Raw genomic sequence first — 15,292 nt, forward strand, 5'->3', positions numbered from 1 at the left:
AACTTAAATTTAAAATAAATCGATGTTTTACAACATTCACAAAATTGTAAGTTTGTCGCACTTATTGGGATTAATTTTCAATCATTATCAAATTTCAGCCACAAAAAAAGCGCCAATCAGGCGCTTTTTAGTTAACAGAGCAAGTTAAGCGAGATTTACTTACGCTTTACTGCTTTTGCATTAGGAAGGTCAGTAATTGAACCTTCAAATACTTCTGCTGCAAGACCAATCGACTCGTGCAGTGTTGGGTGAGCATGGATAGTTAATGCGATATCTTCTGCATCACAACCCATCTCGATCGCTAGACCGATTTCACCTAACAATTCACCACCGTTAGTACCGACGATAGCACCACCGATAACACGGTGAGTGTCTTTATCGAAGATCATCTTAGTCATACCATCTGAACAATCAGATGCGATAGCACGGCCAGATGCAGCCCATGGGAAAGTAGCAACTTCATAGTTTAGACCTTCAGCTTTTGCTTCTTTCTCAGTCTTACCTACCCACGCAACTTCTGGCTCAGTGTAGGCAATTGAAGGAATAACTTTAGGGTCGAAGTAATGCTTCTTACCAGAAATAACTTCAGCCGCTACGTGGCCTTCATGCACACCTTTGTGCGCCAGCATTGGTTGACCAACAACGTCACCAATCGCATGAATGTGAGCAACGTTAGTACGTAGTTGTTTATCAACGTTAATAAAGCCACGCTCATCAACATTGATACCGGCTTTTTCAGCGTCGATCAGTTTACCGTTTGGTACACGACCGATAGCCACTAGCACTGCATCGTAACGAACAGGCTCAGCAGGGGCTTTTTTACCTTCCATTGATACGTAGATGCCGTCTTCTTTAGCTTCAACTGCTGTCACTTTCGTTTCTAGCATTAGGTTGAATTTCTTCGCAATACGCTTAGTGAAGACTTTAACGATATCTTTATCAGCAGCTGGAATGACTTGATCGAACATCTCAACAACGTCGATATCAGAACCTAGCGCGTGGTAAACCGTACCCATTTCAAGACCGATGATACCGCCGCCCATAACAAGTAACTTCTCAGGTACTTCTTTAAGCTCTAGCGCATCTGTTGAATCCCAAATACGTGGGTCTTCATGCGGAATGAATGGTAGTTCGATTGGGCGTGAACCCGCAGCGATAATTGCATTGTCAAAAGTGACTGTAGTTTGACCATCAGCACCTTCAACAACGATTGAATTAGGACCAGTAAATTTACCGTAACCGTTAACAACGTTTACTTTACGCATCTTAGCCATACCGCCAAGACCGCCAGTAAGTTGGGTAATTACTTTATCTTTCCATAGACGGATTTTATTGATATCGGTTTGTGGCTCACCGAAAATCACGCCATGTTCAGCCATCGCTTTTGCTTCTTCAATAACTTTCGCTACGTGAAGTAGAGCTTTTGATGGAATACAGCCGACGTTAAGACATACGCCGCCTAGAGTATTGTATTTTTCGATTAGAACCGTATCTAGACCTAAGTCTGCACAACGGAATGCCGCAGAATAACCTGCAGGGCCTGAACCCAACACCACTACTTGGGCTTTAATTTCTTTGCTCATCATGACCTCGTTGTAAGTCTTTTATCCCTAACAGGCTATCAGCAATGCTGTTCTTTTTAATGCTAAATTTACCGTCAAACTGATTAACAACTTTATCAAGTTGTTAATGGAATGAAAAATAAATTACTGTAGCCTGTGAGCTAAACAACAATTCCATGCCTACGCAGAGTAGGCATGGTGTTGTGGATGTGAAACCTTATAGTACCAAACGGCGGATGTCTGATAGACAACCATTTAAGTAAGTAATGAAACGTGCACCTTCTGCACCATCAATCACACGGTGATCGTATGATAGTGATAATGGCAGTTGTAGACGCGGTTCAAACTCTTTACCGTTCCATACTGGCTTCATTTCAGACTTAGATACACCAAGGATACCTACTTCTGGTGCATTCACGATTGGTGTGAATGCAGTACCACCTAAGCCACCTAGGCTTGAGATAGTGAAACAGCCACCTTGCATATCAGATGCCGTTAGCTTACCAGCACGTGCTTTCTTAGAGATAGTCATTAGCTCTTCAGATAGCTCGTAAATACCTTTCTTGTTAACGTCTTTAAATACAGGAACAACCAAGCCATTCGGCGTATCTACCGCGATGCCGATGTTGATGTATTTCTTCAAAATCAAGCTCTCGCCATCATCAGATAGTGATGAGTTGAATGAAGGGAACGCTTCAAGTGCTTTCGCAGCAGCTTTAAGAATGAACACAAGTGGCGTGATCTTCATGCCAGAGTCTTTCTTCGCTTCGATAGCGTTTTGTTCTTTACGGAATGCTTCAAGCTCAGTGATATCTGCATTATCCCACTGTGTAACGTGCGGGATCATTACCCAGTTACGGTGCAGGTTAGCGCCAGAGATCTTCTTAATGCGAGATAGAGGCTTAACTTCTGTGTCACCAAACTTGCTGAAGTCAATCTTCGGCCAAGGAAGTAGACCTAGAGCTGCGCCATCGCCTTTACCAGAAGCTGATGCTGCAGCACCAGACTCAAGACGCTTAAGTGCATCTTTAACGAAGCTTTGTACGTCTTCTTTAAGAACGCGGTTCTTACGGCCAGTACCTTTAACTTTCGCAAGGTTAACGCCAAACTCACGTGCTAGACGACGAACAACAGGTGATGCGTGTGCATAATCGTTGTTTTCTTCAAAGTCGCCCGTTGTCGCCGCAGGTGCTGCTTGAGCAGGAGCCGCCGCTTGAGCTACAGGAGCCGCTGCTGGTGCTACAGGAGCCGCTGCTGGTGCTGCGCCAGCCACTTCACCTTCCGTTGTAGAGAAAATCATGATTAAAGAACCAGTAGAAACCTTGTCGCCAGCAGCGATTTTGATTTCTTTGATAGTACCAGCGAAAGGTGCAGGTACTTCCATTGATGCTTTGTCGCCTTCAACAGTAATTAAAGATTGCTCTTCTTCTACTGTATCACCAACAGCGACCATGATTTCAGTCACTTCAACTTCATCACCGCCGATATCAGGCACGTGAACATCTTTTGCTGCAGCAACAGCAGGTGCCGCTGCAACAGGAGCTGCTGCTTGAGCAGGAGCCGCTACTGGCGCAGAGCCAGCAACTTCAAAAATCATTACTAATGAGCCAGTTGATACTTTATCGCCAGCTGCAATTTTGATTTCTTTTAGTACGCCAGCAAACGGTGCTGGTACTTCCATTGACGCTTTATCGCCTTCAACAGTAAGTAGTGACTGCTCTTCTTCGATGCTGTCGCCGATAGCAACCATGATTTCAGTTACTTCAACTTCATCACCGCCGATGTCAGGCACGTGTACTTCTTTAAGCTCAGCAGCTGCTGCCACAGGCGCGGCAATAGGTGCTGCTTCTGCTACAGGTGCTGCAACCGCTGCGCCTTCAGCTTCAAAGATCATGATCAATGAACCAGTAGATACTGTGTCACCAACCGCGATTTTAATTTCTTTAACGATACCCGCTTGTGAAGCAGGCACTTCCATTGATGCTTTATCGCCTTCAACAGTGATCAGTGATTGCTCTTCTTCAACCTTGTCGCCAACGCTAACAAGAATCTCAGTTACTTCAACCTCATCCGCACCGATGTCAGGTACATTAATTTCGATTGCCATGATATTTGCCTCTTACGCGTATAGCGGGTTGATCTTGTCTGCGTCAATGTTGAATTTAGCAATTGCATCTACAACTACAGAATTCTCGATGTCACCACGTTTTGCCAATTCAGAAAGTGCAGCAACAACAACGTAGCCAGCATTAACTTCAAAGTGACGACGTAGGTTTGCACGGCTGTCTGAACGACCAAAGCCATCAGTACCCAGTACTTTAAATGACTCAGAAGGCATGAACGCGCGAACTTGTTCTGCGTAGTTCTTCATGTAGTCAGTCGCTGCGATTGCAGGCTCTGAACCCATAACCGTCGTGATGTAAGGTACTTTCTGCTCAGCTTGTGGGTGCAGCATGTTGTAACGCTCAGCATCTTGACCGTCACGAGTCAATTCGTTGAATGATGTTACTGAGTAAACATCAGACGCTACGCCGTAGTCATCACTTAGAATTTGAGCAGCAGCACGTACTTCGTTCATGATAGTACCTGAGCTCATTAACTGAACCTTAGACTTATCACCAGCGTAAGACTCAAGCTTGTAGATACCCTTACGAATACCTTCTTCTGCGCCTTCTGGCATAGCAGGCATAGCGTAGTTTTCATTCATTACTGTTAGGTAGTAATAAATGTTCTCTTGATTTTCACCGTACATGCGACGAATACCGTCTTGCATGATAACCGCTAGCTCGTAAGCAAACGTTGGATCGTAAGAGATACAGTTAGGTACAGTGTTAGCCATGATGTGTGAGTGGCCATCTTCGTGCTGTAGACCTTCACCGTTCAGGGTAGTACGACCTGCAGTAGCACCTAATAAGAAGCCACGTGCTTGTTGGTCACCAGCCATCCACGCCATGTCGCCAACACGTTGGAAGCCGAACATTGAGTAGTAGATGTAGAATGGAATCATTGGTAGGTTGTTAGTGCTGTATGATGTTGCAGCAGCAACCCAAGATGCCATTGAACCTAATTCGTTGATACCTTCTTGCAGTACCTGACCTGAGTTTGCTTCTTTGTAGTAAGAAACAACGCCACGGTCTTCTGGAGTGTAAGTTTGACCCGCTGGGTTGTAGATCCCCACTTGACGGAACAGACCTTCCATACCAAATGTACGTGCTTCATCACAGATGATAGGCACGATGTTCTTACCGATATTCTTATCTTTCAATAGAATATTTAGGGTACGAACGTAAGCCATAGTGGTAGAGATTTCACGCTTTTGCTCAACCAGCAATGGTGCAAACTCTTCTAACTCAGGTACTTTAAATTCTTGAGTGAAGTTAGGGTTACGCTTAGGTGTGTAACCTAGTAGTGCTTCACGACGAGCGTGCAGGTAGTTGTACTCTGCAGAACCTTGTTCAAGTTCTAGGTAAGGCAATGATTTAATTGCTTCATCAGAGATAAGATCTTGTAGACCTAAACGATCACGTAGATATTGAACATGAGTCATGTCCATTTTCTTCACACCGTGAGCAATGTTCTTACCTTCAGCTGCTTCACCCATGCCGTAACCTTTAACAGTTTTAGCAAGGATCACAGTTGGTTTACCTTGAGTCTCTTTTGCATTAGTAAATGCAGCAAATAGTTTTGATGAATCGTGACCACCACGTTTCAGTTCAAAGATTTGCTCATCAGTCATGTCAGCAACCAGTGCTGCAGTCTCAGGGTACTTACCAAAGAAGTGTTCACGTACGTAAGCACCATCTTTAGATTTAAATGTCTGGTAGTCACCATCGATAGTTTCGTTCATTAACTGAAGTAACTTACCTGTGGTGTCTTTTGCTAGTAGTGAATCCCAGTTGTTACCCCAGATCACTTTAACCACATTCCAGCCAGCACCTTTAAATAGGCCTTCTAGCTCTTGAATGATTTTACCGTTACCCATAACCGGGCCATCTAGACGCTGCAGGTTACAGTTGATAAGGAAACATAGGTTATCTAGCTTCTCACGCGCAGCGAAAGAAATCGCACCACGTGATTCTGGCTCATCCATCTCGCCGTCACCTAGGAACGCGTAAACACGTTGCGCTGAAGTGTCTTTAAGACCACGGCCTTCTAAATATTTAAGGAAACGCGCTTGGTAGATCGCAGAGATAGGACCTAGACCCATAGATACCGTCGGGAACTGCCAGAATTCAGGCATTAACTTAGGGTGTGGGTATGAAGGGATACCTTTACCATCAACTTCTTGACGGAAGTTATCAAGTTGCTCAGCCGTTAAACGACCTTCAACGAATGCACGCGAGTAAATGCCTGGAGAGATGTGACCTTGGTAATAAACCAAATCGCCGCCATCAACGTCATTAGGTGCGCGGAAGAAGTGGTTAAAACATACTTCGTAGAAAGCAGAAGCAGACTGGTAAGACGCCATGTGGCCGCCTAGGTCTAAATCTTTCTTCGATGCACGCAATACGATCATGATCGCGTTCCAACGGATAATAGAACGGATACGACGCTCTAGCGTAATATCACCTGGGTAAGCAGGTTGCTGCTCTGCAGGGATCGTATTAACGTAATTAGTGTTGATACCTGTAGCCATATCAACACCATCTAAACGTGCTTTATCCAATACTTGCTCTAGTAAGTACTGGGCGCGTTCAACACCTTCTTCACGGACTACTGATTCAAGAGCTTCTAACCAATCTTGAGTTTCCAGTGCATCCACGTCACTTTTCATGACTTCAGACATGCGATCTATCCTTTCGTTATAATCTACTAAACTAACAATGTCGCGACTTGCAAAGGCCTTTGGCTGATAAAGAACCCTAGTCAAGCCCGTCCTTGCGTTGTTGAATTCGACGGAGAGAGCGTTGCCGTCTGCTATCTTCTCGCGATAAATCCAACAAAGTCTCCTCAATGTAAGCCAAATGTGCATGAGATGCTTCACGTGCCTTTTTAGGCTGTTTAGAAACAATCGCCTGCACAATATTGGCTCGGTGTTTACTCACCTTATCTACCACCGCTTGGTGACGATTAAGATGCTTAAAATTCTGTAATACATTTTGTTCAAGCAATGGCGCTAAGCTGCGAATAATGTGTAATAACACTACATTGTGTGCCGACTCAGTAACCGCAATAAGACATTGCACTACCGCTGTCGCTTCAGCGGCTAAATCACCTTGCTGTTGCGCCTGTTGAATCTGCACATGACAATCTTTAATTCGATTAAAGTCATCATCATTACCACGCAGGGCCGCATAATATGCCGCTAATCCCTCTAGCGCATGGCGCGCTTCAACTAAATCTAATTGTGTTTCTGGGTGAGCCGCTAATAAATCAAGCAGTGGCTCAGAAAAACTTTTCCATAAATTATCAGTAACAAAGGTGCCGCCACCTTGACGACGAGTCAGTAAACGTTTGGCCTCTAAACGTTGAATCGCCTCGCGTACAGAAGGGCGAGAAACATCAAATTGTTTTGCCAATTCACGCTCTGGTGGCAATTGTTGCCCTGGAGATAATGTTCCCTCAACAATCAAACACTCAAGCTCTTGCTCAATAGCGTCACAAAGTTTAGGTTGGCGAATGCGTTTATACGTCATTATGATGAATGCTTCTTATAATCAATCTGCTTCATAACAAAACTAACAATACGGGTAATTGGTATTACCAATTTGCTGACGTAGAAAGTTTACAGAAATAATCTCAAAAGTCCACATTCAACTTGACTGAAATCATAGAATCGGAATTACTTAACAAAAAATACACATCAAGACCAACCAAAACCAACACTCACCACCAAATAAAGCTACAGTTGGTCACTAAAAACACGTAATACGCCACTATGACCAATGCTATTTTTGCTTCTTTTATCAACAATATAGTCAGTAGTTATTAATAAATAATCGCTTAGTCGCTGGCTTTTATAGCTGCTTTTTATAGCCAGACCAATCAAACATCAATCCAGGATCTGTTTTACGTCCAGGCGCAATAAATTCATGCCCCGTTACGCGCTGACGAGTGATAGCTGGATAGTGCTGCATAATTTTTTGGCTAAGGGTGGCTAGGATTTCATACTGGCTAGCAGTGAAAGGTAAATTGTCACACCCCTCGAGCTCAATCCCAATTGAATAGTCGTTACATTTGTCCCGTCCTTCAAAGCAAGAAACACCTGCATGCCATGCGCGAACATTAAAGGGGACGAACTGAATAATACTGCCATCACGACGGATCAGGCAGTGAGCAGAGACTCGAAACTGATGAATTAATTCAAAATAAGCATGTTCGTTAGGATCAAGCTGACCAGTAAATAACTGCTCAATGTAAGGCCCGCCAAACTCACCCGGTGGTAAGCTAATGTTGTGCACCACCAGCAAAGAAACCTCATCATCAGGGCGCGCATCACAAAAGGGGGATGGCACACGCTTTACGTTATCAAGCCAATGGTCGCTATTAATGGTTAAAGTCATATCAACCTCAAAGTAAAAAAATAAATATCGAGTACCGTAGAAAAAACTAAAACTATCCCCCTGTAAATAGTCACGGAAAAATATATTCCACACCGTATTCCGCTCTTCCTCACCCCTCGAAAACTGAATCTATTCCCTGTATGCTTTGATTATCACTCGCGGTAATTCATTTACCGGCAAACTCATGCAATGGATACGACATGACAGCTATGGAACACAAACACGACAGCACTGCCCGCCTTGCTTACCTTAAGCAACAATTACCACTAGAAATCACTCGCGCTGTGGCTGATGCTCTGCGTGAAGATTTAGGTGGCGAGATTGATGCCAGCCGCGACATTACGGCTAATTTAATTGCTGCTGATAGCTACAACACTGCCACTATTATCACCCGTGAATATGGCGTTTTTTGTGGTCAACTGTGGGCTGATGAAGTGTTTGCTCAATTGGGCGCTGAAGTGGTGATTGAGTGGCATGTTAGCGATGGCGAGGTGGTTAAACCCAATCAAGTGTTATGTACCCTAAGTGGCCCATCACGGGCTTTGTTAACCGGTGAGCGTAACGCGATGAATTTTATTCAAACCTTATCAGGTTGTGCCACCCTTACCGCCGAATATGTCAATCAACTGCAAGGCACTAACACTCGCCTGTTAGACACTCGAAAAACCATTCCTGGCCTGCGCAGTGCACTTAAATATGCGGTCAGTTGTGGTGGTGGTTTTAGCCATCGCATTGGCGTATTTGATGCCTATTTGATCAAAGAGAACCACATTATGGCTTGTGGCGGCATTGAAAAAGCAATCGCCGCCGCTAAACAATTAAACCCCGGTAAAGCAGTAGAAATAGAAACCGAGTCGCTCGCCGAGTTAGAACAAGCAATTAACGCCGGCGCCGATATTATTATGCTGGATAATTTCAGCCTCGAGATGATGCGCGAGGCGGTAAAGATTAACGCAGGTCGCGCGGCACTGGAAAACTCAGGTGATATTACTCTCGCTAATATTCGCCAATGCGCGTTAACTGGGGTCGATTATATTTCCGTCGGCGCGCTAACTAAGCATGTGCGAGCAATGGATTTGTCGATGAGGTTTGTATAACCCACCCCGTCATTGCCGACAGTGAATACCGAGCACACCCCGTCATTCCCTACAGCGAGGTTACGAGCGAGATAGGGAATCTACTTACCGCGCACTGTAGCGTCATTGGATTTATTAATTTCTTTAAGCCTCAATCACGCGGTGAGTAGATCACGATTCGTTCGCTACTCATCCCTCCCTCTCTTTTGCGCCTTAACTCCCGCGCTATTTTGCAACTTATGCAACAGCTCAATAAATAATTCAAACTCAGCCGAGCAATTTTCTAGCCATTATTCAATCAATACCTTAAGCCACCTATGCTATAGCTATTGCACTACTCTTTTTTGTTCGCTACGCGCGAATCTAAACTTTCAAGGAATGGAATATGAAAAAGCAACAAGGCTTTACCCTTATTGAATTGATGATCGTAGTAGCGGTGATCGGTGTGTTATCAGCAATTGCGATTCCACAATACCAAAAATATGTTGCTAAAGCGGAAGTGGCATCTGCTCTTGCTACAATGTCAGGTGTCAAAACAAATGTTGAAGCTTACACTGCAGAGTATGGGGTTTTTCCAGCATCAGCTGCAGACTCAGCTCTAGGTATTCCTACTAGTATGGATTTAGGTGCAATAAGTCTAACCCAAACGTCAGGAAGTGAGGGGACTATGACATATACATTCAATTCTACAAATGTTAACAGCCTTTTAATTAATACTGACTTTCTCCTTACCCGTACAGCTTCTGGAACATGGGATTGCACAACATCAGGAGCTACTTCTGCAGTACCATCAGATTTATTACCAAAAAGTTGTAAATAAAAGCGAATGCAAACCAACCTTGCTTCGATCCTGTTCCAAGCTGAGTTAATCAGCCGCGAACAGGAACAACAAATAGTCGAGTCGGTACAGGCGGAAGGGATCAATGTCCCGACCGCCATTACCCGTTTGGGGATCATGGAAGATGATGAACTAGCGCGTTCGTTGTCGCACCTGTTCAATCTTGATCGGGTTGATGTTCACCACTATGACTTTCAAGGTTGTTGCCAAAGTGTCTACCAACGTGAACTAGTATTACGTCATCGTATCCTGCCACTGGCACAAGACAACAGCACCCTTTTTGTTGGTCTTAGCGATCCTACCAATGTCGATGCTCAAGATGAGTTTCGCTTCGCCATTGGTAAGAATGTTGAACCATTATTATTAGACAATAAGCAACTAGAATCCGCGATTCGGCGGGTTTATGGCAGTGACATTGGTGATGTTGGCAGCAGCCGTCAAATCAGCGATGAAGATCTTGGTAACCTCATTGATATCAATGAACTTGAAGTTGATGAGGCCACCGATTTAAGCCAAGACAGCGCTCCAGTTACTCGCTATATCAACCAAGTGTTAATGGATGCTTTGCGCCGTAAAGCGTCAGATATTCACTTTGAGCCCTATGAAACCAGCTATCGGATTCGATTTCGCTGTGACGGTATTTTACATCAGCATGCCACACCACCTGCGACCCTTTCACGGCGGTTATCAACCCGTTTAAAGGTGATGTCAAAGCTTAATATTGCCGAGCGTCGTCAACCGCAAGATGGACGAATTAAGCTAAAGTTATCTGACGCTCTGGCAATTGATCTCCGCGTTTCAACCCTACCGACCCTGTGGGGTGAAAAAGTGGTGCTGCGAATTTTAGACAGCTCCAGTGCCAGCTTAAATATTGATATTTTAGGTTACAGCGATGCGCAAAAGCAGGCTTATTTAAACGCTCTTCAGCGCCCGCAAGGAATGATTTTAATGACTGGCCCCACGGGAAGCGGTAAAACAGTATCGCTATATACCGGGCTCAGTATTTTAAATACCGATGAGCGTAATATTTCCACTGCCGAAGATCCGGTTGAGATCAACTTGCAAGGCATCAACCAAGTTCAAATCAATAATCAAGCTGGACTTGGATTTGCCGAAGCATTGCGATCATTTTTGCGCCAAGATCCCGATGTAGTAATGGTCGGTGAGATTCGTGATTTAGAAACGGCTGAGATTGCAGTGAAAGCGGCCCAAACTGGCCACTTGGTGTTATCAACCCTGCACACCAACTCCGCCGCTGAAACCATTACCCGTTTAACCAATATGGGAGTCGAAGATTTTAACCTCGCCTCATCATTAAGTTTGATCATTGCTCAACGGCTAGCGCGGCGGTTATGTAGCCACTGTAAGCAACCACACCCATTAGATGATCTCACCTGTGAGCGGCTACAGCTGCCACTGAATATCAGCGTCTATCAGGCCCATAAAGAAGGCTGTGATGAGTGCAACAAAGGCTATGTTGGTCGAGTGGGTATTTATGAAGTGATGCAATTTAGCCGTGAGATCGCCGAAGCATTAATGCAAAATGCCACCAGCTTACAACTTGAAGATATTGCTGCCAGCCAAGGTATGCAGCGGCTGCGAGAGTCTGGCATCGATAAACTGGTTGCTGGCATTACTAGCCTGACAGAATTACAACGGGTGCTACAACTTTAGCCGCCATCAATCGTGCTATTGATAATATTCAACGACACTTATTTCCCTTTTCCTGCCAACTAAAGAGAATTGATTATGGTTGCTGCCACTAAAATTCGTTACTACCAATGGCGTGGCGTCAATCAAGCCGGACGTAAAGTATCTGGCGTCACCATGGGCTTTCAAGAGCAAGAAGTGCGGCTGCAACTTACCGAGCAGATGATCAATGTTAAAAAGATCAAGCGTACGACTCCCGGCACTTTAAGCCGTCTTCGTAACCAAATGAAGCCTGAAGATGTCACCATGGTCACTCGGCAGTTATCAACCATGGTTGAATCAGGCGTACCCGTGGTACAAGCGTTAACTTTAATGGCTAACAGTCATCATAAAGCCGAAATGCGCGCCACGCTAAATCAAGTTACCACTCAAGTTGAAGCTGGATCATCACTGTCAAAAGCGATGCGTTCAAGCTCACCGCTGTTTGATAAATTTTATTGCGATTTAGTCGATACGGGCGAGCAAACGGGGCATTTAGGGCAAGTATTTGCACGGATTGCAGTCTACCGTGAGAAAGCTGAAGCGATGCGTAAAAAGATCATTAAAGCGATGATCTATCCATCAATGGTATCGATCACCGCCATTTTGGTCACAGTGTTAATGCTGGTGTTTGTGATCCCGCAATTTGCGGCTATTTTTAGTGGCTTTGGTGCTGAACTGCCGTGGTTTACTCGCCAAGTAATGAAAGCCTCTGATTTTCTAGTCAACTATGGTACTTACCTTGGTATCGGCATTGTGGCTGTGATCTTGCTATATCGTTATTGTTATAAGCATTACTACCGCTTTCATTATCGTGCCGATAAACTCAGCCTTAAATTGCCCATCGTCGGCGATGTATTACTCAAAGCCACCATCTCGCGCTTTGCTCGTACTCTTGCGACCACTTTTAATGCCGGTATTCCATTATTAACTGGCATTCAATCAGCAGCTAAAACCAGTAATAACCTTTATATCGAACAAGCGATTGATGAAGTCTATAACAGCACCGCAGCGGGAATGCCATTGTACTTAGCCTTGCGCCAAGCAGATGTTTTTCCAGAATTAATGTTACAAATGGTGATGATAGGTGAAGAATCTGGCTCACTTGATGATATGCTCAATAAAATGGCGCAATTGTATGAAGATGATGTCGATAATACTGTCGATAACCTTGGTCAAATTCTCGAGCCATTTATTATTATCATTCTTGGTACCATTATCGGTGGTTTGTTAGTCGCGATGTACATGCCTATCTTTACGCTAATGAGCGTTATAGGGTGATCACAACTCAATCAAGCACCATCACGCTAAGGTTAACCGACTACTTTTTTTAGAGAGCACTGCATGGCTGTATTGAGTTATTACCCGTGGCTATATCCGCTGTTTGCCACCATTTTGGGGTTATTGATTGGTAGTTTTCTAAATGTGGTCATTTATCGACTGCCGATTATGATGGAGCGGCAATGGCGTCAAGAATGCCAAGATTGCTTTCCAGAACTGGATAATGCTCAAGCCAATGATACCGATGCGCCGTTTAATTTAAGTGTGCCACGTTCGCGTTGCCCCCATTGTAATCATGCTATTACTGCACTAGAAAATATTCCGCTGATTAGCTGGTTAGTATTAAAAGGTAAATGCCGCGAGTGCCATGCGCCAATCAGTAAACGCTACCCTGCAATTGAATTACTGACTGCCATCATTAGTTTAACCGTCGCGTTAGTATTACCGCCTACATGGTGGGCTGTCGCTGTCGTTGGTTGCAGTTTTGCTCTTATCGCACTGACCTTTATTGATATCGACAAAATGCTGCTGCCCGATCAAATCACGCTGCCATTAATGTGGGCGGGGATTTTATTGGCTGTCATCGGCATCAGTCCGGTGTCATTAACCGATGCTGTTATTGGTGCGATGGCGGGTTACTTATCACTATGGTCGGTATTTTGGGCGTTTAAGCTACTAACTAAAAAAGACGGCATGGGTTACGGTGATTTTAAACTGTTAGCGGCCATCGGCGCTTGGGTTGGGTGGTCGTTATTACCGTTTGTGGTACTACTGTCTTCATTTGTCGGCGCGATCTGCGGCATTATCATGCTGCGAACCAAGGGCGAAGATCAACAAACACCGTTCTCTTTTGGACCATACCTTGCCGTCGCTGGCTGGATTGCTATTCTATGGGGCCAACCAATTTTACATTGGTATGTTAGTTCATATTTAGGATTTTAATTAATGGCGGTAGTGATCGGTTTAACAGGTGGTATTGGCAGTGGTAAAACCACGGTGGCGAATTTATTTGGCAACTATGGCATTGATTTGATCGATGCCGATATTATTGCTCGAGAAGTAGTGGCAATTGGCAGTGTCGGCTTAGCGCGCATTGTTGAAAAATTCGGTTCAAGCATACTACTGGCAGACGGTAATCTCGATCGCAGTCAATTAAGAGCGGCAATATTTAGTGACCCACAACTTAAAAGCTGGCTCAATCAACTGTTACATCCACTGATTCGAGCCAAAATGTTAGCCGATATTGATCGCGCAACATCACCGTACTGCCTACTGATCGTGCCATTAATGGTGGAAAATAACCTTCAAACCCTCACCGATCGGTTACTGGTGGTTGACGTTGACCAACAAACACAGATAATGCGTACCCAACAACGAGATAATGTATCGCTAGAGCAAATAAAAAATATTCTCTCAGCGCAAGCAACACGTCAACAACGCCTCGATGCTGCTGATGATATCATTTGTAATAACGGTGATAATCAGGCACTGTTGACTCAAGTCGCTCAGCTACACCAGCATTATCTCGCCCTAGCACAGGCTGCGAAATAACGCTCTGCGTGCATTCATTATTCTTTTTTTGGCTTCCATTGGTTTCCGTTATGCAAATACATCGCTATGAACATCCACTGAATGAAAAGGTGCGCCTTTACCTGCGCCTTGAACACTTACTACAACAATTACATCAAAGCAGCGAACTTAGCGACCCATGGCAATATACGATTTTCTTTAATGCTTTATTTGATCTACTTGAACTCATTGAGCAAATTCCGGTTAAAACCGATCTTGCAAAAGCGCTCGATAAACAAAGTACCAAATTAAAAGCATGGTTAGATTACGATGGCGTTGATCCCGTTGCGATCCAATCATTACTTGATAGCATGAGTCATGCTCAGAAAAACCTATTAGCTGCACCACGCCTAGGTCAAAGCCTGCGTGAAGACCGTTTTCTAAGCTCGATTCGCCAACGCTTTGCTATTCCTGGTGGCACCTGTAGTTTTGATCTACCGGCATTACATTACTGGCGTCAGTTACCGCTAGATGAACGTCAGCAAACCTTGCAAGCATGGCTTGATCAATTGGCTGAAGTCGATCAAGCGTTAACCCTGTGGCTGCATTTAGTGCGTCAATCAGCACAATACCAACCACAAGTCGCACATAATGGTTTTTTCCAAAATGATGCGAGCTTATCGTGTTTACTTCGAATTGAAATCGATGCAAGCTATGGTGTTTATCCTGTGGTATCAGGCCACCGTAGCCACTTCTCTATTCGCTTTTCACCTTATGAAGACGGCTCGACAGTGGCAACCAATATCGACTTTAAATTAGCTATTTGCTGAGGTG

The 15,292-nt window shown here is 44.4% G+C and carries 12 protein-coding genes; 7 read left to right on the plus strand and 5 right to left on the minus strand.

Features of this window, described 5'->3' with window-relative positions; all coding sequences use genetic code 11:
* Positions 1 to 155 precede the first annotated feature (155 nt).
* The 5 genes from lpdA to ampD all read right to left on the minus strand — a co-directional run bounded on the left by lpdA (position 156) and on the right by ampD (position 8,065).
* Positions 156 to 1,583, minus strand: a complete 1,428-nt coding sequence (gene lpdA, locus BTN98_RS10525; protein WP_060998270.1) for a dihydrolipoyl dehydrogenase — start codon at positions 1,581 to 1,583, stop codon at positions 156 to 158.
* Between the two features lie 196 nt (positions 1,584 to 1,779).
* Positions 1,780 to 3,669, minus strand: coding sequence for a pyruvate dehydrogenase complex dihydrolipoyllysine-residue acetyltransferase (aceF, locus tag BTN98_RS10530; RefSeq protein ID WP_060998271.1), 1,890 nt, complete (start codon positions 3,667 to 3,669; stop codon positions 1,780 to 1,782).
* Between the two features lie 12 nt (positions 3,670 to 3,681).
* Entirely contained in the window at positions 3,682 to 6,348 is a 2,667-nt protein-coding gene (aceE, locus tag BTN98_RS10535; protein ID WP_060998272.1) for a pyruvate dehydrogenase (acetyl-transferring), homodimeric type, read from the minus strand.
* Positions 6,349 to 6,424: 76 nt separating this feature from the next.
* On the minus strand, positions 6,425 to 7,198 hold the full coding sequence (gene pdhR / locus BTN98_RS10540) for a pyruvate dehydrogenase complex transcriptional repressor PdhR (protein ID WP_060998273.1): 774 nt from the start codon (positions 7,196 to 7,198) through the stop codon (positions 6,425 to 6,427).
* A gap of 321 nt (positions 7,199 to 7,519) precedes the next feature.
* Positions 7,520 to 8,065 (minus strand): 1,6-anhydro-N-acetylmuramyl-L-alanine amidase AmpD, encoded by a 546-nt coding sequence (gene ampD, locus BTN98_RS10545; protein ID WP_060998274.1) that lies wholly within the window; start codon positions 8,063 to 8,065, stop codon positions 7,520 to 7,522.
* A 209-nt stretch (positions 8,066 to 8,274) separates the two neighbouring features.
* Between ampD and nadC the strand changes: the two genes are divergently transcribed.
* The 7 genes from nadC to zapD all read left to right on the plus strand — a co-directional run bounded on the left by nadC (position 8,275) and on the right by zapD (position 15,288).
* Complete coding sequence (nadC, locus tag BTN98_RS10550; protein WP_060998364.1) at positions 8,275 to 9,162, plus strand: carboxylating nicotinate-nucleotide diphosphorylase; 888 nt, start codon at positions 8,275 to 8,277, stop codon at positions 9,160 to 9,162.
* 364 nt (positions 9,163 to 9,526) lie between these two features.
* On the plus strand, positions 9,527 to 9,961 hold the full coding sequence (locus BTN98_RS10555) for a pilin (protein ID WP_060998275.1): 435 nt from the start codon (positions 9,527 to 9,529) through the stop codon (positions 9,959 to 9,961).
* Between the two features lie 6 nt (positions 9,962 to 9,967).
* Positions 9,968 to 11,653, plus strand: coding sequence for a type IV-A pilus assembly ATPase PilB (gene pilB, locus BTN98_RS10560; RefSeq protein ID WP_060998276.1), 1,686 nt, complete (start codon positions 9,968 to 9,970; stop codon positions 11,651 to 11,653).
* A gap of 75 nt (positions 11,654 to 11,728) precedes the next feature.
* Positions 11,729 to 12,949, plus strand: coding sequence for a type II secretion system F family protein (locus tag BTN98_RS10565; RefSeq protein ID WP_060998277.1), 1,221 nt, complete (start codon positions 11,729 to 11,731; stop codon positions 12,947 to 12,949).
* A 63-nt stretch (positions 12,950 to 13,012) separates the two neighbouring features.
* Positions 13,013 to 13,891, plus strand: coding sequence for a prepilin peptidase (locus tag BTN98_RS10570; RefSeq protein ID WP_060998278.1), 879 nt, complete (start codon positions 13,013 to 13,015; stop codon positions 13,889 to 13,891).
* Positions 13,892 to 13,894: 3 nt separating this feature from the next.
* On the plus strand, positions 13,895 to 14,500 hold the full coding sequence (gene coaE / locus BTN98_RS10575; RefSeq protein ID WP_060998279.1) for a dephospho-CoA kinase: 606 nt from the start codon (positions 13,895 to 13,897) through the stop codon (positions 14,498 to 14,500).
* A gap of 50 nt (positions 14,501 to 14,550) precedes the next feature.
* Positions 14,551 to 15,288, plus strand: coding sequence for a cell division protein ZapD (gene zapD / locus BTN98_RS10580; RefSeq protein WP_060998280.1), 738 nt, complete (start codon positions 14,551 to 14,553; stop codon positions 15,286 to 15,288).
* Positions 15,289 to 15,292 lie beyond the last annotated feature (4 nt).

This window comes from Photobacterium aquimaris, assembly GCF_002954455.1.
Taxonomy (GTDB): Bacteria; Pseudomonadota; Gammaproteobacteria; order Enterobacterales; family Vibrionaceae; genus Photobacterium; species Photobacterium aquimaris.

Excerpts from the sequence above, each read along its gene's own strand:
- ampD (WP_060998274.1), bottom strand. The coding sequence starts at position 8,065 with ATGACTTTAACCATTAATAGCGACCATTGGCTTGATAACGTAAAGCGT.
- nadC (WP_060998364.1), top strand. The coding sequence starts at position 8,275 with ATGGAACACAAACACGACAGCACTGCCCGCCTTGCTTACCTTAAGCAA.
- aceF (WP_060998271.1), bottom strand. The coding sequence starts at position 3,669 with ATGGCAATCGAAATTAATGTACCTGACATCGGTGCGGATGAGGTTGAA.
- lpdA (WP_060998270.1), bottom strand. The coding sequence starts at position 1,583 with ATGAGCAAAGAAATTAAAGCCCAAGTAGTGGTGTTGGGTTCAGGCCCT.
- BTN98_RS10570 (WP_060998278.1), top strand. The coding sequence starts at position 13,013 with ATGGCTGTATTGAGTTATTACCCGTGGCTATATCCGCTGTTTGCCACC.
- BTN98_RS10565 (WP_060998277.1), top strand. The coding sequence starts at position 11,729 with ATGGTTGCTGCCACTAAAATTCGTTACTACCAATGGCGTGGCGTCAAT.
- BTN98_RS10555 (WP_060998275.1), top strand. The coding sequence starts at position 9,527 with ATGAAAAAGCAACAAGGCTTTACCCTTATTGAATTGATGATCGTAGTA.
- aceE (WP_060998272.1), bottom strand. The coding sequence starts at position 6,348 with ATGTCTGAAGTCATGAAAAGTGACGTGGATGCACTGGAAACTCAAGAT.
- zapD (WP_060998280.1), top strand. The coding sequence starts at position 14,551 with ATGCAAATACATCGCTATGAACATCCACTGAATGAAAAGGTGCGCCTT.
- pilB (WP_060998276.1), top strand. The coding sequence starts at position 9,968 with ATGCAAACCAACCTTGCTTCGATCCTGTTCCAAGCTGAGTTAATCAGC.
- coaE (WP_060998279.1), top strand. The coding sequence starts at position 13,895 with ATGGCGGTAGTGATCGGTTTAACAGGTGGTATTGGCAGTGGTAAAACC.
- pdhR (WP_060998273.1), bottom strand. The coding sequence starts at position 7,198 with ATGACGTATAAACGCATTCGCCAACCTAAACTTTGTGACGCTATTGAG.